Genomic DNA, 20,918 nt, shown 5'->3' on the forward strand with positions numbered 1-20,918 from the left:
TTTTAATGTTTTTTAATAGCCAATTTGGTATTTACATCATCAAAAGCAATATCTATACCACTATTTAATTGGTCTGTTATTTCAAGTTCTTCTGTTAACGTTTCTGCTTTAATATAATCTAAATTATCTGCCACAGCATTAACAATATTTTCATCTTTTTGAATTACAACATCAATTCTATCTGTAACCTCGAAACCTGAATCTTTTCTTAAATTTTGAATACGATTTACAAGTTCTCTAGCAACACCTTCTTTACGAAGATCTTCAGTAATTGTAACATCTAAAGCTACTGTTAACGCACCTTCGTTTGCTACTAACCACCCTTCAATATCTTGTGATGTAATTTCCACATCTTCAAGCCCTAAAGTAATATTTTTTCCATTAACTTCGACATCAATACTTCTGTTTTGCTCGATTTTTTTAATATCTTCTGAACCAAACTGCCTTATTTGATTGGCTATCAGCTTCATATCTTTACCAAAACGTGGTCCTAAAGCTTTAAAATTAGGTTTTATTTGCTTTACAAGTATATCTGAAGCGTCTTCTAACAGCTCAACTTCCTTAACATTAACCTCGTGTTTTATTAAATTTGATACCGCTAAAATCTCTTCTTTTTGTTGTGCACTATCAATAGGAATCATAATTTTTTGAAGCGGTTGGCGCACTTTTATTTTTTCTTTAGCTCTTAAAGACAATACTAAAGACGATATAGTTTGTGCAGCTTCCATTTTACGCTCTAAACTTTTATCTACAAAAGCTTCGTTATACTCAGGAAAATTAGATAAATGTACACTTTCGAAAGCTTCTTTTTTAGATACTGAATTTAAATCTAAATACAACTTATCCATAAAGAAAGGTGCAATTGGTGCGCCTAACTTAGCAATGGTTACCATACAAGTGTAAAGCGTTTGATATGCCGATATTTTATCGGTTTGGTAATCGCCTTTCCAGAAACGCCTTCTGCTTAAACGTACAAACCAGTTACTTACATAATCTTGTGTAAAATTAGAAATGGCTCTAGCTGCTTTTGTTGGCTCGTAGTCTGCGTAATACGCATCTACTTTTTTAATTAAAGTATGTAATTCTGATAAAATCCAACGGTCTATTTCTGGTCGTTCTGCTAAAGGAATATCGGCTTCGGCATAACTAAATTTATCTAAATTAGTGTATAATGTAAAGAATGAATACGTGTTATAAAGCGTACCGAAAAACTTACGTTTTACTTCTTCTATACCATCTAAATCAAATTTTAAGTTGTCCCATGGGTTTGCGTTAGCAATCATATACCAACGTGTTGCATCGGCACCATAGTTACCTAAAGTTTCGAATGGATCGGCTGCATTGCCTAGACGTTTAGACATTTTTTGTCCGTTTTTATCTAACACCAACCCGTTTGATACCACGTTTTTATAAGCAACAGAATCGAAAACCATTGTACCAATAGCGTGAAGTGTATAAAACCACCCACGAGTTTGATCGACACCTTCTGCAATAAAATCGGCAGGAAATGTTGTTCCTTTATCAATTAAATCTGTATTTTCAAAAGGGTAATGCCATTGTGCATAAGGCATAGAACCAGAATCGAACCAAACATCTATTAAATCGCTTTCGCGGTACATTTTTTGTCCGGAATCAGATACTAATACAATATCGTCAACTATATTTTTATGTAAATCTATCTTTGCATAGTTTTCTTCGGAGTTGTTTCCTATTTCAAAATCTGCAAAAATATCTTTAGCTAAAACACCAGCATTAACTGCCTTTTTCATTTCTGTTTTTAACTCTTCAACAGAACCAATACAAAGTTCTTCTTTGCCATCTTCTGTTCTCCAAATTGGCAACGGAATTCCCCAATAACGTGAACGCGATAAGTTCCAATCGTTGGCATTTGCTAACCAATTACCAAAACGTCCATCTCCAGTAGATTTTGGTTTCCAGTTAATACCTGTATTTAACTCGTGCATGCGCCCTTTTACATCTGTAATTTTTATAAACCAAGAATCTAAAGGGTAATAAAGAATAGGTTTATCGGTTCTCCAACAATGTGGGTAACTGTGCTTATATTTTTCAACCTTAAAGGCTTTATTTTCTTCTTTTAATTTAATGGCAATCTCTACGTCTATAGAGCGTTCTGGAGCTTCTCCTTCGTCGTAATATTCGTTTTTTACATACTTACCAGCAAACTCCTTCATTTCTGGTCTAAAACGACCTTGTAAATCTACAAGCGGCACTAAATTATCGTTTTCGTCTTTTACTAAAAGTGGAGGCACTTCTGGTGTTGCTTGCTTAGCAACTAAAGCATCATCTGCTCCAAAAGTTGGTGCTGTATGCACGATACCTGTACCATCTTCTGTAGTTACAAAATCTCCTGCAATTACTCTAAATGCATTTTGAGGATTATCGTTTGGTAAAGCATATGGTAAAAGTTGCTCGTATTTTATACCAACAAGATCTTTTCCTTTAAATTCTTTTACAATATAAAAAGGCACTTTTTTATCGCCTTCTTTATACTCTAAAAGTATTGATGCTTCTTCAACTTGGTTAAATAACTTACCCCCAAATTGTTTTGAAACCAATGGTTTAGCTAGTATTACATTAATAGGTTTAAACGTATATTGGTTATACGTTTTTACTAAAACATAATCAATTTTTGGCCCAACGGTTAATGCTGTATTACTTGGCAATGTCCAGGGTGTTGTTGTCCAGGCTGTAAAATGAATATCGCCTTCGTTTTGTAAAAAATCTGGCAATGTATTTTTTATAGCTTTAAATTGAGCAACAATAGTTGTGTCTGTTACATCTTGATATGCGCCTGGTTGGTTAACCTCGTGCGAGCTTAATCCTGTTCCTGCTTTTGGCGAGTAAGGCTGAATTGTATAGCCTTTGTACATTAACTTTTTAGAGTAAATCTCTTTTAAAAGCCACCAAACAGACTCCATATATTTAGGTTTGTAGGTAACATACGGATCGTCCATGTCTACCCAATACCCCATTTTTTCTGTTAAATCGTTCCACACATCTGTATAACGCATTACTGCCTTACGACAAGCCGCATTATAATCTTCTACAGAAATGGTTTTACCTATATCTTCTTTTGTTATTCCTAGTTCTTTTTCTACGCCTAACTCAATAGGTAAACCGTGAGTGTCCCAACCTGCTTTACGCTTAACTTGGTAACCTTTCATGGTTTTATAACGCGGAAAAATATCTTTAATAGCTCGTGCTAAAACGTGGTGCACACCAGGAAGACCGTTTGCCGATGGTGGCCCTTCGTAAAACACATAAGGTTTATTGCCTTCTCTAGTAGATACACTTTTTTCAAAAATGTTATTTTCTTGCCAATATTGTAGTATCTCGCTTGCTACATTTGGTAAGTCAAGTCCTTTATATTCAGGAAATTTCGCGCTCATTTACTCGTATTTCTTATAAGGTTGCGAATTTAAGGAATTTTGACCTAAAAAAAGCCAAAATATTAATTTTGGCTTTTAGAATATTGTAATAATAGCAAATTAGTTAATTATCAGTTTTTTAGAAAACACTTGATTGTCATCAGACCTAAAGTAAGCAACATAACTTCCGGTTGCTAAAACTGGAATATCTAAACCATTTTCTAAAGTGCTTTGAGATACGTTTTCTAACTCTAAAACAGATTGACCAAGCATATTAACTAAAGCTAATCTTTTTATGGATGAGCTTAATTTTTTAGCATATAATTTTCTGTCTCCACTTAGGTAATAAACAAAATTTTGATCTTGAGACAACTCTTTAACACCTAAAGACTCCTGCTCTGATTGAAATACAATTTCAAATCTATTATTAAATTTTCCTTGAAACGAAGAAAAACGATACGCTGTATTTTTAGTTAAATCGAAATAAGTACCTGTTAAATTATCTTTTAAATATATTTCTTCTTCGTCATCAAAATTCTCTATTTCAGATAATTTAATTTCAAATGAATTATCGCCAGAAGATTTAAAATTTAAAGGCACCACTTTATCTAACTCTACTGCACCATATGCTTGAATATTCATATCCTTTCCATCTAAGTTTAAGTGAATATCGTTATTATTAATATCTACGTTTTCGGCATCATAACCATAATCGTAAGCATCAGAAGTGATGTCACTAAAACCTAAAAGTAATTCTCTATGGGTTTCTGGGCCAGAAACAGATTGCATTTCTAATCGCATCTTTTTAAATACTGCATTATTATTACTGTCTTCTGTTTCTGCTTTTGCAACAGCTTCTTTACTTGCTTTTTTATCGTTTCTATTTTTTAAGAATATAGATCCAGAATTAAAAGATCCGTTGGCATCTGCCTCTTTTATAAAAACACGCTGACTGTTATTAAACTCTACTTTTCCATCTGCAACAATCTCTGTTATAAAAGCCTGCCCCACAGGCAAGTATTTGGTTGGCACTTTTGTACCGTTTTGATTCCCGTTATTTGCACCAGTTATACCTACAAATTGATAAGCACGTATAGCACCCAATTTATTTAATTGTGCATAACCTCCATTATACTCGTTTAGATTGTGAGATGTTCCGCTCCATTGTTGCCATAATTGTAAAACACCATCTATAACACCTTCATTATCGTCTATAAATTTACCTACATCTAAAGCAGATGGATAAGGGTTACCCATTAAATAGGTAGTCTCTGTAACTGTTGGCTCTGAGCCTGCTCCGCCTTTATCTACAACATCCAATAAAATGGTTCCGTTATTTGGCTTACCTTCAAAAATATATTGCTGGTCTGTAGATATACCTGTTCCTTTTTGGGTATAACCTATTCCTGGTTTAATTGGTGTACTTGTTCCTAGTTGTGCCCAATCCCAATACGTTAATCCATTTATAAAAGTATACAACCAATATGTGCTTATAGTACCATTTCCTGTATAACCATTGGTAAACAAACAGTTTAAGCCAGAATTGTCTTTTATTAAATCTAATTTAAAATCGGTGTTATTTGTATTGTTTACAGCTGCATTATTGTTAGATAAATTAGTTGCTCCAACAGCTCCTACTGGAGAAGACCAGTAGTTGTACCAATACGCATTACCTGTTCCTTCTTGTCTTCTTAAAACTCGACCTGTTGACGATGTTACTAAATCGCTGTTTATAGTTTGAATTAATTGCGAATCGTCTTGTAAGTCTAACACTCCATTTAACCCTAAATACCAACTATTTTGCACTTGATTGTCGCCATTAATAGTTAATGTATTGCCATTAGCTACAAATAGCCCTAGATTTTTTACAGCGTGACTTGCATTAACATTATGTTTAATATCAACAATACTCCAATCTTTATTATTAGCAACATCTTCAATGTCCCAAACATCGCCATGTAACCACGTATTTTCTGTAGTCCATGCGCCATTATTTAATGTCTCGTAAGGCATTGGTGCTGTTTGTTCTTGAACTGTGTTTATATTATGAAGCGTAACATCTCTATTATAAATTGAATAATCTTTAGTGGTTGTAGATAAAATCTTTGTCATTGGGTAATAAGCCTGAAGATTAGACCAAAATATAGATTCACCTTTTGAAACAGAGTCGCTAAAATCAACCACATCCTTAGGAATAACCGCCCCTTTTACATTACCATTTTCCTCCTTAATTTCTTGATAAACTATTTGCTGTAATTGATTTGTTGTTAGCGCCTTGTTAAAAACTCTAACCTCATCTATATCTCCATTAAAATGACCAAAACCAGCAACACTTGTATTTGTAGGATACCTACCTATTGTAAATTCTCTTTTAGAATAAATATGCTGCGATCCATTATAATTTTTAGTAATTAATTCTGAGCTTAAATTAGAATCACTTACTGTGTTTAGTAGTTTACCATTAAGATAAAGTTTTAAAGTTTCGGAAGATGAATCAAAAACACCAGCAACATGATACCAAACATCGTTCTCCATTTTTATATTATCGGTTGGCACTGGCTGTACCTGAATATTATTACTTGGATAATTACTACTAGAAGTTACTTGCTTTTGAGTGATAACTATAAATACAGGCGTTCTTCCTTTAGTAATATAAAGACGCATTGATTCCTGACCTGCAATGCTGTATATATTTGCCAAATTACCAGTGTTATTACTTTCAATTTTTACCCAACCCATAACTGTTCCTTCGTTCCAATCTTCAATAAATGGTGCTGCATCAAGGTAGTCATCAACACCATCAAAATCTAATAAAGCTTCTGTAATATAAACATCTATTAAGTCTCTATAATCTAAATCTCCTCCTAAACTTAAATCGCCATCGGTATCTGGTAGAGTAGATAAATCTGAAGGGTCCTCAATATCTTCATTTACATCCCAAAGGGTATCAAAAACACCGTTTGTTTCAAAAGCATTATCTAAACCATCGTTATCTACGTCTAGATTTGTTGCGGTATTTGCCATACCATTTTCTTCTATATCTGGTGTACCATCATTATCACTGTCTAAGTCAAGGTAATCGTAAATACCGTCAAGATCTGTATCTACCACTAGTAATCCAGACCCATAATTATCTGGGATTCCTGTATTAGAATTTATTGTTGTGCTAGGTGCAATGTAACCTAAAGTTGTTTGAGCCTCTACATTATCTGGAATTCCATCGTTATCTGAATCTATGTCTAAAAAATCGAAATCACCATTGCCATCTGTATTAGCAGGAGTTGCTCCTGTATTCGCAGAAGCAGGAATCCCTATTGTTGTTACCGTTGTTCCTATATTTCCATCGGCTTCACCATCGTTATTAGCATCTGTACCACCAGACTCTATTACATCTGTAATACCATCATTATCACTATCTCGGTCTAAGTGGTTTGGAATCCCATCAGAATCGGCATCAAGATTTACACAAACACCTGATGAACTTAAAACACAAAAATCTGAATCTTGATAATTTGGTATACCATCTGTATCATGATCTGCAGATGGGTCTACGCCATTAGATTCGTCTGTATCTTTAATACCGTCATTATCATCATCTAAATCATCTACATCACTTAAACCATCTTTATCTTGATCTATTAAAGTTAAGATAAAAAGTTTTCCATCTCCATGATCTGTTGTTGAAGCTGTTAATTGTGCACGCGTTATAATTGATCCTGTAGGCGCTATATCATCTAAATAAAATATCGCTATACCAATGGTTCCTCTATTTTCTACAACACGATCGCTTAACCAATAATCTGAACCTGCTGGAGGAGGATTTACTGCTCCTGGTGTACCTATATTACCACTTGTACCAGTGCCTCCAAACCCCCACTTTGTAGATGTTTTATTTACAAAAGTTTCTCCTAACGACTGCTCTGCACCACCACCAACGGGAATACCAAAAAATTCGATATGATAACAGTTATTAGCACTACGCTCTGTAATAGCAATAACACCACTAGAACTGGCTATAATACCTGTACCATAAGTTAAAGTCTGCCTTTGCGCTGTAGTATTTTCTTCGGAAGCATAATTATCACAAATGTTTTTACCATTACCAACAGCTTCAAAATAATGGTTTAAATTTAAATCTTGAAAAGCTACTAATGCAGATGCATTCCATGTAGCACTAGCACTTGTTGTTTCTGCATTTGTTCCGTTTAATTTAATATGGTTTGCCCCGTTACCGGTAGTACCTAGTTGGGTCATTTCGTAACCTGTAGGTATTCCATAATCTAAGTATACTATACCATTTACTGTTATACTTTTAATAGTTGCAGGCTGTTTGGGTGTAACTTGCACATCTGCCCATTGAAAACTAACTCCTGTTTGAATACTAGGGGCATTAGTTTGAGCTTTTAATGATGACGTTAGTAAACTAACTGCCAATAAACATAATAATAGGTTTGTTTTCATAATTAATAGATTCTGGGGAAAATCGAAATTAACTAGTTAAAAATTTTTAAATCTCACTAACAGAATATATACCTTAGACCTATTATATTTAAATAAGTCACACATATATAAGCATTTAGTTATCAATAAATAACATATAAAACCTAAACTTGAAACAAGTTTATAGTTTCAATACAAATTAACGACGGAAAAATACCCGTCCTTAAATATGAAGCAATAGTAAGCAAATTATCGATTAAAAGCAATAAAACTCGATAAAACATACATTTTAAAGCAATAATTTAACCTTTAAACGCTAAGGCTTACTAAAAAAGTGAAGAATATACAAATACTAGCCTTAGTGCTTACAACAGCAAAACAAGGCTAATATTTAAAATATATGTATTAATTTATAATCAATTTTTTAGAAAATACTTGATTATCATCAGATCTAAAATAAGCAACATAACTTCCTGTTGCTAAAACTGGAATATCTATACCATTCTCTAAAGCGTTTTGGGATACGTTTTCTAACTCTAAAACAGGTTGACCAAGCATATTAACTAATGCCAATCTTTTAATTGAGGCTTTTAACTTTTTGGCATATAATTTTCGATCTCTATTTAAGAAATACACAAAATTTTGATTGTGTGCTATTTCTTGAACACTTAAAGATTGCTGCTCTGATTGAAATACAATTTCGAATCTTTTATTAAACTTACCTTGATCTGAGGTAAAGCTATAAGCCTTATTTTCTGTTAAATCGAAATAAGTGCCAGTGAAGTTATCTTTTAAATATATTTCTTCTTCGTCATCAAAGTTTTCTATCTCTGATAATTTAATTTCAAATGAATTACTACCTGATGATTTAAAATTTAATGGCACCACTTTTTCTAGATCAACTTCGCTATAAGCTTGCATATTCATATCTGTGCCTTCTAAATCTAAATGAATATCATTATTATTTATATCGACATTTTCGGCATCATAACCATAATCGTAAGCATCTGTTGTTTGCTCGCTAAAACCTAAAAGCAGCTCCCTATGTGTTGAAGGTCCTGATATAGATTGTAATTCTAAACGCATTTTTTTGAAATTTTCGACATCATCGTTTTCCAACTTACCAGAAGTACTTTTACCTGTGTTTTTAGAATTACCCTGCTTTAAAAATACAGATCCTGCATTGTAAGTTCCGTCGACATCTGATTCTTTTATAAAAACACGCTGATTATTATTAAATTGTACAGACCCGCTCTTAACAATTTCTGTTATAAATCCTTGGCCAACTGGAAGGTATCGAGTAGGTACTCTTGTACCACCTTGCTCTCCGTTTGTACCACCTTTAAGTCCTACAAATTGATAGGCACGAGTTGCCCCTAATTTATTTACTTGCGCATAACCACCATTATAATCGTTTAAATTATGAGACGATCCGCTCCATTGTTGCCAAAGTTGCAACACACCATCTATTACTCCTTTATTATCGTCTATAAACTTATGGATATCTATAGCCGATGGATAAGGATTACCCATTAAAAAAGTAGTTTCTGAAACAGATGGCACAGAGCCCGCCCCTCCTTTATCTTTTGCATCTAATAAAATAGTACCATTATTAGGCTTCCCTTCAAAAATGTACTGCTGTGCTGTTGGCACACCTGTTCCTTTTTGAGTATAACCTACACCTGGTTTAATTGCTGTACCTGTAGACAGTTGTACCCAATCCCAATACGTTAAACCGTTTGTAAAAGTATACAACCAATAGGTACTAATACTGCCACGACCTGTATAACCTGGTGTAAACTGCCAATTTAAACCAGAGCCATCTTTTAACGCACTTAATTTAAAGCCCGAATTATTAGAATTATTTAAAGCCGAATTGTTATCTATTAATTTAGAAACACCAGGTTCCCCTACTGGAGAAGACCAGTAGTTGTACCAATACGCATTACCTGTTCCTTCTTGTCTTCTTAAAATTTTACCAGAGGCCGAAGTTACTAAATCGCTATTTTGAGTTTGTATTAATTGAGAATCGCCTTGTAAATCTAGAGTTCCATTTAACTCTAAATACCAAGTGTTTTCTATAGAATTATCGCCAGTAACCTTTAGCGTATTTCCCTCTTCTATAATTAACCCTAATGTTTTAAGAGATTGAGAAATCTCTACATCGCTGGCTATATTAACAATACTCCATTCTTTACTACTTGCAATATCTTTAACATCCCATACATCGCCATGTAACCAAGTATTTTGCATACTCCAATCTGCATCTTCTACCGTTACAAATGGCAACGGTGCTGTTTCTTCTTGTTTTGTATAAATATTATGCAATGTAGCATGCATTTTATTTTGAGAATAATCTATGGTTTTTCTATCTATAAAATCGTCTCCCATTTTATAATAAAGCTTCAAGTTATTCCAGTTTACTTTATTACCTGTAGCAACATCTTCTACATGTTTTGCCACCACTTGACCTTGTACATATCCTTTATCTTCTTTAATTTCCTGATAAATTATTTGTTGTAATTGCGTTTCTGTAAGTGCAACATTAAATACTCTAACCTCGTCTATCCATCCTTTAAAATAATTAGAAATATCTCCAGACTTTATTAAACCACCTATATTAAAAGAGTTATTACTACGAGATAACGTAGATGCGCTCCCTTTCTCTTCATATTTTTTTTCTCCATTAAGAAATAACTGTATTAAACCTTTGTTATAAACCAAGGTTACATGTTGCCATGTTTTTGAACTGTTAAGCCACAAACTATTAGTAAAAGCTCCATTACTACCTTGCTTAAATAATTCGCATTTTAAAGTACCATTTTGAGTAATTTCTAAAACTCCTTTTTGACCTATAATACCAGCATTTTCTTGTTTAACCGTATTGGGTTTTACCCAAAACTGCAATGTTAATTCTGGCCAGTTATTTATATTAAATGCGCTTGGAGCTTTAACCACATCGTTTACTCCATCAAAATCTACAACTAAAGGACAGTTATTTACAGAAGCATTAGAGCTACTTCCCTTTTGTTGCCCGTTAGGTTCTAAATAATCTAGCAAACCATTTTTATTAGCATCTGCTCCTTTATTAAAATTATCGTAAACATGAGTACTACCACCATCCATACTTAAATCTGCAACAGTATCGTCTATAGTAAAACCACCATCGCCCTCTAGAGCATCTGGGCAACCATCGGCATCGCTATCTAAATCTAAATAATCTAGAATACCATCGCCATCGGTATCGTAACAAGCACTTGCAAAACCTTCATCAAAATTAGCATCATTATCCATACTTACTACAAACGAGTAGGTACCTGCTTCTACTTCAACCTGCTCTTTTACAAAAGTCCATGGTGTTGTTGTAGAAATACCTCCTACAGATTTAAAAGAAATTTTACCAGAATCGGCTATCAATGCTCCTGCATCACCTTTATTTCCTGTAAAAATTCTTAATCTACCAGAACCCGTTCTTCCATCTCTAGGAGAAAAATACCCTCCGTAAACTAACTTAGATTTATAATTTACTGTAAATGTTTGATAAAAATCGTTGGATCCGCTGGCAATATCTAAGTAATACTGATCTTCTCCATCTCCAGTAGATGGATTGGCATCTTCAAATGGGCCTCCATTTAAATAATTATAACCTCCAGCACCATCAACCCTAATGATATTAGATTTATCGCCTCCTCCTAAAATCCAAGGCGAAATATCTACATTAATATTATTACCAAATTTAAGTCCTGTTTTGTTGTTAAAACCACTATCAGACAGTAAGTTTGTACACTCATTATCATCTACAATACCATCATTATCATCATCAATATCTACAGAATCTAAAATTCCATCTCCGTCTGTGTCCCTATCTGGTTCTGCAGTTCCTCCTCCATCTCCACCTCCGGTATCAGGATCTTCGTCTGTTATATATTTAATTTTATAATCTTCTACTTCACCAGATTTATAATTTAAATCGCAAGATGTAAACTTAGTATTGGAGCCCTCTACAACAGCAATTCTAATTACAGAATTATTGGCTTTAACCGTACTTGGAATAGGAATACTAATAGGCACATCAATCGTTTTTGCATTTCGTTGCCTTGTTGTATTTCTTACTTTGAATAAAAAACGTTCTCCAGAATCTTCAAAATCGTCGTCAATATCTTCGTTAAAATTTAACCAAACAGCCAAAATATTAGTACTAGTATTCCAACCATCTAACGACACAGTAACAACTCCGTTTAGTGTTTTACCAACTTTTACATCTATAGCTGGTAACGATGAAAAATAATTATAGTTTCCTGTCTGTTCTGTTGTTTCATGTTCTAAATCTCCTATAGCAACCTTAGAAATTCTATAAATATTCCAACCACCAACATTTTTAGGTTTACAATACTCTGGGTTATAAGCATCTTGCGGATTGGTGTTTTTTGATATAAAATTGATATTATAATCTTCTACCTCGCCTGCCTGATATTTATAATCGCAAGAGGTAAAATTAGTACTCTTGCTTGTTCTAAAACCAACACGCATTACTGATGCACCCAGTTTAGCTGTATTAGGAATTGGAATGGAAATAGGAATTTCTATAGTTTTATCGTCTTGTTTATTTGTTCTATCTTGAATGGTATATGTAAAACGCTCTCCACTATCTTCAAAGTCATCATCAGAATTATTAAAGTTCATCCATACCACTAAAGTATTTACTCTTTTATTCCAACCGTTAAGTTTAACTGTTACCGTTCCGGTTAATGTTTCTCCCACCAAAATATCTGCTGTAGGTAAAGACGAAAAATAAGTGTAACTACCCGTGTTTTCTTTGGTAGAGTTATTAATGCTCCCTATAGATACATTAGAAATAGTATTATTATTAAACGTACCTATATTGGCAGGTTTACAATATTGTGCATACACATTATTAACTATAAATAATTGAAAAATTAATACAGGCAAGCACCAATTTCTAATCTTAATATAATTTGCTGTCATAACTTAATTGTTTGGGGTCAACTAATGTAAACTAACATGCTTATTATAAATACATTTCTATAATAAGCGTTTAACCTTTTGTTAAATTTAAAAACGACTTATAGCGAAACTAAACTGTGAGAGAAGAATATTTTCTATTTTAAAAAGAGAGATTTAAAATATTTTTTTTAAACTTTTACAAGATTACTTTAAATAACTGAAAAAAACAACAAAAAACACGATTAAAAGTATTTTTAATCGATAAAAAACATTTTTTACTTTGTTTTTATTAAATTCTTTAAAGCAGAAAACATTTAAAATTGAATGTTTTAAGCGTAAAATTTTAAGATTACAGAAAAACAAAAAGCCATTTATAGCTTATACAATAAACCCAACCAAATCTTCTATTTTAGAAATTAACTGAATTTTGATAACCGTATTTTTAAGAGAAATCTTATTGTATTTGGAAACAAAGATAGTAGAGAATCCTAATTTTTCGGCTTCTAAAATACGCTGCTCTACACGTTGTACAGGTCTAATTTCGCCAGAAAGCCCGACCTCTGCTGCAAAACAAAAATCTTTTTGTAAAGACATATCTTCGTTTGATGATAAAATAGAAGCAACAACAGCCAAATCTATCGCAGGATCGTCTACGGTAATACCGCCAGTAATATTTAAAAACACATCTTTTGCTCCTAAACGGAATCCTGCTCGTTTTTCTAAAACTGCCAATAACATATTTAATCTTTTAGCATTAAAACCTGTAGCACTACGTTGCGGTGTACCATAAACAGCTGTACTTACCAAGGCCTGAACCTCTATCATTAAAGGACGCATACCTTCAAGTGTTGCAGCAATAGCATTACCTGATAGCTCATCGTCTTTTTTAGAAATTAATATTTCGGATGGGTTAGAAACCTCTCTTAAACCAGAACCTTGCATTTCGTAAATCCCCAATTCGTTGGTAGACCCAAAACGATTTTTATTAGCTCGCAATATTCTAAATACATGATTACGATCGCCTTCAAATTGCAAAACAGTATCGACCATATGTTCTAAAATTTTTGGTCCAGCTATATTGCCATCTTTAGTTATGTGCCCAATTAATAAAACTGGAGTTGCGGTTTCTTTAGCAAACTTTATAAGCTCTGTTGTACATTCTTTAATTTGAGAAATACTACCAGAAGAAGACTCTATGTAATCGCTGTGTAAGGTTTGAATAGAATCTATAATAACAATATCTGGCTCTAAAGCTTCAATTTGTTTAAATATATTTTGAGTTTTGGTTTCGGTTAGTATATAACAATTATTATTGTTAGGATTAATACGCTCTGCACGCATTTTTATTTGCTTCTGACTTTCTTCGCCAGAGACATATAGCGTTTTATATGGTAATTTTAAGGACACCTGAAGCAACAAAGTACTTTTACCAATACCTGGCTCGCCACCTAATAATGTTAACGACCCCGGAACAATACCTCCACCTAAAACACGATTAAATTCGGCATCAAAAGTATCTAATCTTGGTTCTTTAGAGACATCTATATCTTTAATTCTTAATGGCGTAGAGGCTCTCTTTTTTACTGATGTTGGTGTTTTCCAATCGCTTTTTTCTGGCTTTTGAATAACCTCTTCTACAATGGTATTCCACTCTTTACAAGCTGTACATTGCCCTTGCCATTTTGCATATTGATTGCCACAACTTTGGCAAAAAAAAGTAGTTTTTACTTTAGCCATTTAAAAGGATAAAAATTAGATATTGTGTTAATTCTGTAATTAATTTAGTAACCAAAGTCCTGCTTAATAGAATCTGCCTTTTCTAGCATTAAGTCTTTAGTAATTCCTGCTATTTCGCTTAAAGAATACGCAGATTGATATGTTCTCATTGCCTTTTTAGGCTCGCCAGTTTCTTCGTAAAAACGAGCTAAATAATAACTACCTAAAAGTGTTTCTGGATATTGCTTTCTAGCCATTTTACCTAATGCTTCAAAATACTCGTAAGTTTCATTTTTTTCTATCGCAGCAGAAATAGCTTTAAAATCGTTAATTAAAACTTGCTTATCTATTCCAAATAAATCTGCAATAGTTTGATACTTTTCTTCAAGATACAAGACCGGAGAAATCTCTAATTCTAAAATTGTTTCTTTATATTCTTTTTTAGAAATAGGTTGGTAAATACTAAAAATATTTTCTATAGCATTTGGTAAGGCATGAGCTGGTACAGAGTAATGTGTTGGACCTTCGAAATTATTAAAACTATAATGTAAATTATCGTTATCTACAGCAGAAATATCTGTATTTAATACTGTAGTCATTTCTTTTATAGACTTTGCATCGTTATCAGTATGTGCTAAATAATAAAATATTTTAGACTGTAGTTTACCTAATTGTTCTGGTATATAATCTAACATATTTGGAGCTAATTCTGGACTAATAACAATATAAGCATTAAATAATGGTTGCGATTTTAACAAGTAGTAATTTATAAAATTAGCGGTTTCTCCATGTCCCACAGCAATTTTAAAATTACCAACTCTATATTTTTTTTCTATATGAGGGATTAATTCGAAACCTATAAATTCAAAAAAACTAGCACCAGTTTCTACAGGCAAAGAGTTTTGTTCAGAATATAAACAATCGTCGTATCTTTTATCAAACTGATTAACACCTACAACAATGGCTTCTGGCATGTCTTCCCAATACGAATAATAATCTGTATTTCCCGCCACAGCTTCAAACATATAATCGCCATCTAAAACAACAAATAAAGGATATGTTTTATTTGTATTTTTCTCGTATCCTCTTGGTAATTGAATTTTAAGCTGACGTGATTCTCCTAGTTTTGAAGACTCTATAGTTTCGTATTTAACTTGTGCTTCTACAAAATGTATAGATAATAGAAATACTAATACTGAAAATAAATGCTTCATTTTAAATGCTTAATTAGGGGTTTATAATGGCAAGGTAAGAAATAAGCCAAAACTTATCAAAAAGGAATAGGTGTTCAAAAAAATTATATTTAAAATCAGGCTTTCTTCCGATTATAAATAGGCAAATAAATTAACGAAAGTCCGCCAAAAATAATAATCATTAAAGTTTGCGCAGCCCACATAATCCATCCAAAAGCTATACTAGGCTCTTCTGCAATTCCAAAAATAGAAAATGCTGCATATATAGCTAACGGATACGAGCCAATACCACCGTTTGTAGCAGCAATACTAAAACTAGCCGATATAAAACCTATTAAAATGGCACCAATAGATACGCCTTCTAACTCTGTAATAGCAAACGATGTTATGTAAAACATAAGTAAATACATAGTCCATATAAACAATGTATGGAAAATGTATGCCCATTTTTTTTTCATTTTAAAAACACTTGTGGCTCCCTCTATTAAACCCGCAACTAAGTTTTTAAGCTTTAATGCTATTTTAGATTTGCTTTTTTTTATAAAACAGAAAAAAACAACAGCCAAAACCGAAAGAATAAATGCACCTATAACAATTTTACTTAGATTAAATTTTTCGATTAAAAAACCATATATAAAATCGAATTGAAGACATAAAGTAACAACAATAATACCAAGCATTACTATTAAATCTGCAATACGCTCTGCTACAATGGTTCCAAAACCTTTTTCAAAAGGCACACCTTCGTAGTTTGTTAAAATAGTTGCTCGTGCCACCTCTCCTGCTCGAGGAATAGTGTAGTTAATTAGATATGTTGCAAAAACTGCCATGACACTATTGGCAAATTTAACCTTATAGCCCATTGGCTCTAACTGAAACAACCAACGATATGCCCGCGATAAATGACTTAACAAACCTAAAAACATGCCTAAAGCAATCCATGTATAATTGGCTTTTTTAGCATAAATTAACAGCTCTGAAACAGACACTTTAGACAGTGAGTAAAGCACTAAAAAAACTCCCAAAACTAGTGGGAGTGTAATTTTTAAAACGTTAGCTGTTTTTTTATTCAATGCCTGTTATTTTAACAAGTTTGTTGCTTCGTCTGGAAAAACCAACGATGGTTTAAAAACTTTAGCTTCTTCTATATCCATAGTGCCATAAGTTATCAAAATAAGCACATCTCCAGGAGAAACTAACCTAGCAGCTGCACCATTTAAGGTAATCTCGCCACTATTTCGGGGTCCAGGAATAGCATAAGTTTCTAACCTTGCTCCGTTATTATTATTAACTATTTGTACTTTTTCACCTTGAATAATATTTGCAGCATCCATTAAATCTTCATCGATAGTAATACTACCTATATAATTTAAGTCTGCTCCGGTAACTTTTACCCTGTGAATTTTAGATTTTACTACTTGAATTTGCATGTGGCAAAGGTAATTAATTTAATGCGATATTATCAATAAGTCTAATATCATCTGCATATACAGCTATAAACGCTCTATATGCTTTTTTGTTAGATTTTCTTTTTACTGTTTTTAAAGTCTCGACATCTGCTATTATAAAATATTCTAATTCTAAAAGATTATGTTTAGCAAACTGTTTCTCAACCCATTCTGTTACTTTATTAGCACTTTTTGTGCCAAAATGCTTTTTGGCAGTTTTAAGCGTTTTATAAATAAATGGAGCTGCGGTATTATACTCTGGTTTTAACCTAGTATTTCGAGAACTCATAGCCAATCCACTAATCTCTCTGTGTATAGGACAACCTATTATTTTAAGAGGCATATTGTACTTTTCTACAAGTTTTTTAATAATTGCCAATTGCTGAAAATCTTTCTCTCCAAAATAAGCATTATCTGGCTCTATAATTTCGAAAAAACGTTTAACTATTGTACCAACACCGTCAAAATGACCTTTTCTAAATCGCCCTTCCATTTCAAACTCTAAGCCATCAAAATCAAAAGATTGAGACACCGTATTCCCTTCGTAAATATCATCAACTGTAGGCGCATAAACAACAATATTGTTTGCACTTAACGTTTCTAATAATACAACATCGTTATCTAAAGTTCTAGGATATTTTTCTAAGTCTTCGCTATTATCAAACTGCGTAGGATTAACAAAAATACTAACCACAACTTTATCGTTATTATTTAAAGCTTCTTGAACCAAAGCTAAATGCCCTTGATGTAAAGCACCCATAGTTGGCACAAAACCAATGGATAATTCTTTTGCCTTATAGGCATTAATACCTGCAATAACAGCCTCTTTATCTGTAAAAACTTTTAACATTTAATAAAATTTTAACGCGTGCAAACTTAATATTTTACAACGAATTTGCATAAATTTTTGTACTTTTGCGTGTTTTTTATCTTGAATTTTCAAAATCAAGACATATTTTCCAGCTATGACAATGGTACATTTTTTGCTATAGAATGTTCTAAATATGACAATTAAAAGACAATAAAATAGAATATATGAAAGATAAGAGGATATTATATGTATCATCTGAGGTAGTACCTTATCTACCAGAAACCGAAATTTCTTCAATGTCTTTTGAGGCACCAAGAATGGTAAATCAACAAGGCGGTCAAATTAGAATTTTTATGCCTAGATATGGAAATATCAACGAAAGAAGGCATCAATTACACGAAGTTATTAGACTCTCAGGAATTAACTTAGTTATTAACGATTTAGACATGCCTCTTATTATTAAAGTTGCATCTATACCTAAAGAACGTATTCAAGTTTATTTTATTGATAACGAAGAGTATTTTAAAAGAAAAGCAACATTAACAGATGAAAATGGAGAATTATTTTCTGACAATGATGAACGCGCTATCTTTTTTGCTAAAGGCGTTATAGAAACTGTTAAAAAACTTAATTGGGCTCCAGACGTAATACATGTGCATGGTTGGCTTGCTGCTTTATTACCTCTTTATTTAAAAGAATATTATAAAGACGAACCTTTATTTAACGAGAGTAAAATAATTACCTCTGTATACAATCAAAGCTTTAGCAATACGTTAAACAAAGACATGTTTAACAAAATTAAATTTGATAACATAGACGAAGGCGCTATTAAAAGCTTAGAAGAACCGTCTTACACCAATTTAATGAAAATTGCTGTGGACTACTCTGATGCTTTAATAGTTGGTTCTGAAGAAATTCCAGAAAACCTAGACACCTATATTAAAGAATCAGAAAAACCTGTTTTAGAGCACAAAAGCAAAGAAGAGTTTGGAGAAGCATATACAGACTTTATTAACACAGAAGTTTTAAGCTAGTACTTACCTACCTTTTTAAAGTTATGAGAAGATTATTTAAAGCCCTTAAATACGTTAGTTTATTTCTTTTAATTGCATTTGCTATTGTAGCTTGCGACAAAGAATATAACTCTATTGATAGTGAGGTTCTAGGAGAAGAAAACACTAATTTTAATGCGAGCAAAACCGAATTTAAAATATTAGCTTACAACAAAAAATTAGACTCGCTACAAATTAACAATTTAGGTTCTAGTTTGCTTGGCTTTTATAACGATCCTATTTACGGAGAAACTACAGCTAGCCTTATTACCCAAATAACTCCAACAACAACTAATCCAGATTTTGGAACTGGCACTGTTATAGATTCTGTAATTTTAAATATTCCTTATTACAGTAGAGCTACTGGCGAGGTTAACGACGAAAGCATACCAATTTACACTATAAGCGATTCTATTTTTGGAAACGAAAGTGCGCCTATAAAGCTAACAATTTACAGAAACAACTATTTTTTAAGAGATTTTAATCCTAATTCTGAAACAAATACCGCACAGAATTATTACTCTAATGCATCAAACGCAGATAAGGCAAACAACTATGCTATAACAGAAAACTCTATAATTAATTTTGACGATCACAAAGGAGAGGTTATTTATGAGTCAAACGCTTCTGGCTACAAACCTAGCGAAAAAGCTATTGTATTGGTTACTGGTTCTGGAGATACCGAAGCAAAAACAGCTTCTGTACCTGCACTTAGAATTAATTTAGCCGAAGACGATGATAAAAAGGCTTATTGGATGTCTACCATTATAGCAAAACAAGACCAACCCGAATTAAGTAACTCTAATAACTTTATAAATTATTTTAGAGGCCTGTATTTTAAAACAGAGGCTATAAATGCTGACGGGCAAATGATAATGCTTAACACTAGCTCTACAGATTCTAAAATAACCATTTATTATTCTAAAGACTCTACTGTTAGCGGAGAAACAACTCAAGCTACTTATGTATTAAGTTTTACAGGAAATAAAGTCAATCCTTTTATAAACACTTACTCTCAAAATCTACAAAACGGAGATAGAACTATAGGAGACGAAAAATTATACCTAAAAGGCACAGAAGGCTCGATGGCTGTTGTAGATCTATTTAACGGTCTAGTTAATTGTGAAGAGAGTAATACTCAAGACACTGCTTTAGAATGTTTCAAAAAAACATACCGTCAATTAAACGAAGACAATTACATACTTAAAAGCGGAGAGTCAATTGAAGAAATAAACGGTGTTGAATACATTACCAAGAATGGAAATTTTGTTTTAAAACGTTTAATAAACGAAGCTCAATTGGTTATTTATGAAGATGAAGAAAACGTTTCTGTTGATGATGAAACCCATGAATTTGATAGAATTTATGCTTACGATATAACAAATAACCAACCTACACTTGATTATTTATTCGATGCGACAGACAATACAGCTAACCCAGAATTTTCTAAATTTGTTAGTTTAGGTGTTCGCACCAAATACGAAGATACAGATGGCGAACATTATAAATATAAAATAAGAATTACAGAACACCTTAATAGTATACTTGTTAGAGACTCTACAAATACAAAACTAGGTTTAGTATTATCTAATAATGTAAATACAACAAGTAATTCGAACATATTAGAAAGTAATGATATTGTAACCGGAGTCCCTGCAGCATCTGTTTTAAGTCCGCGCGGAACCGTTTTACATGGCAATAATGATAATGTAATAGATAATAGAAAAATGAAGCTAGAAATCTATTCAACAGAACAAAAAGAATAAAAACAACTTGTAATAAGTAAGTTATACAAGTAACTAAAAGTGTACTAATTATAAATTTTGTGAATTTTGTCGTCTAAAACACCTAATTCGTATAATAATTTATAATTAATACACTTTTATTTTTCATATTTGCTCAGC

Annotated in this window: 10 protein-coding genes; 2 read left to right on the top strand and 8 right to left on the bottom strand. The window is 32.6% G+C overall.

What is annotated here, in order from left to right; translation table 11 throughout:
• Window positions 1–2: 2 nt before the first annotated feature.
• The 8 genes from ileS to panC form a co-directional block, all read right to left on the bottom strand.
• Window positions 3–3,410 (bottom strand): isoleucine--tRNA ligase, encoded by a 3,408-nt coding sequence (gene ileS, locus ABD715_RS08365; RefSeq protein WP_344787707.1) that lies wholly within the window; start codon window positions 3,408–3,410, stop codon window positions 3–5.
• 99 nt (window positions 3,411–3,509) lie between these two features.
• Window positions 3,510–7,850 (bottom strand): LamG-like jellyroll fold domain-containing protein, encoded by a 4,341-nt coding sequence (locus ABD715_RS08370; RefSeq protein WP_344787708.1) that lies wholly within the window; start codon window positions 7,848–7,850, stop codon window positions 3,510–3,512.
• 384 nt (window positions 7,851–8,234) lie between these two features.
• On the bottom strand, window positions 8,235–12,815 hold the full coding sequence (locus ABD715_RS08375) for a LamG domain-containing protein (RefSeq protein ID WP_344787709.1): 4,581 nt from the start codon (window positions 12,813–12,815) through the stop codon (window positions 8,235–8,237).
• 357 nt (window positions 12,816–13,172) lie between these two features.
• Window positions 13,173–14,531 (bottom strand): DNA repair protein RadA, encoded by a 1,359-nt coding sequence (radA, locus tag ABD715_RS08380; RefSeq protein ID WP_344787710.1) that lies wholly within the window; start codon window positions 14,529–14,531, stop codon window positions 13,173–13,175.
• Window positions 14,532–14,575: 44 nt separating this feature from the next.
• Complete coding sequence (locus tag ABD715_RS08385; protein ID WP_344787711.1) at window positions 14,576–15,724, bottom strand: alpha/beta hydrolase; 1,149 nt, start codon at window positions 15,722–15,724, stop codon at window positions 14,576–14,578.
• A 95-nt stretch (window positions 15,725–15,819) separates the two neighbouring features.
• Window positions 15,820–16,776, bottom strand: a complete 957-nt coding sequence (locus ABD715_RS08390) for a lysylphosphatidylglycerol synthase transmembrane domain-containing protein (RefSeq protein ID WP_344787712.1) — start codon at window positions 16,774–16,776, stop codon at window positions 15,820–15,822.
• A gap of 6 nt (window positions 16,777–16,782) precedes the next feature.
• Window positions 16,783–17,133 carry an aspartate 1-decarboxylase gene (gene panD, locus ABD715_RS08395; protein WP_344787713.1) on the bottom strand — a complete coding sequence of 117 codons (351 nt, stop codon included), beginning with the start codon at window positions 17,131–17,133 and terminating at the stop codon, window positions 16,783–16,785.
• Between the two features lie 13 nt (window positions 17,134–17,146).
• Entirely contained in the window at window positions 17,147–18,001 is an 855-nt protein-coding gene (gene panC / locus ABD715_RS08400; RefSeq protein ID WP_344787714.1) for a pantoate--beta-alanine ligase, read from the bottom strand.
• A gap of 185 nt (window positions 18,002–18,186) precedes the next feature.
• Here panC and ABD715_RS08405 point away from each other — a divergent pair, with 185 nt between their 5' ends.
• Entirely contained in the window at window positions 18,187–18,996 is an 810-nt protein-coding gene (locus tag ABD715_RS08405; protein WP_344787715.1) for a glycogen/starch synthase, read from the top strand.
• Window positions 18,997–19,019: 23 nt separating this feature from the next.
• Window positions 19,020–20,780: a BamH family beta-barrel-assembly machinery protein gene (gene bamH, locus ABD715_RS08410; RefSeq protein WP_344787716.1), complete on the top strand. Its 1,761-nt coding sequence runs from the start codon at window positions 19,020–19,022 to the stop codon at window positions 20,778–20,780.
• The last annotated feature ends 138 nt before the right edge of the window (window positions 20,781–20,918 follow it).

Origin of the sequence: Postechiella marina, assembly GCF_039538365.1 — a bacterium.
In the GTDB taxonomy this organism is placed as follows: Bacteria; Bacteroidota; Bacteroidia; order Flavobacteriales; family Flavobacteriaceae; genus Postechiella; species Postechiella marina.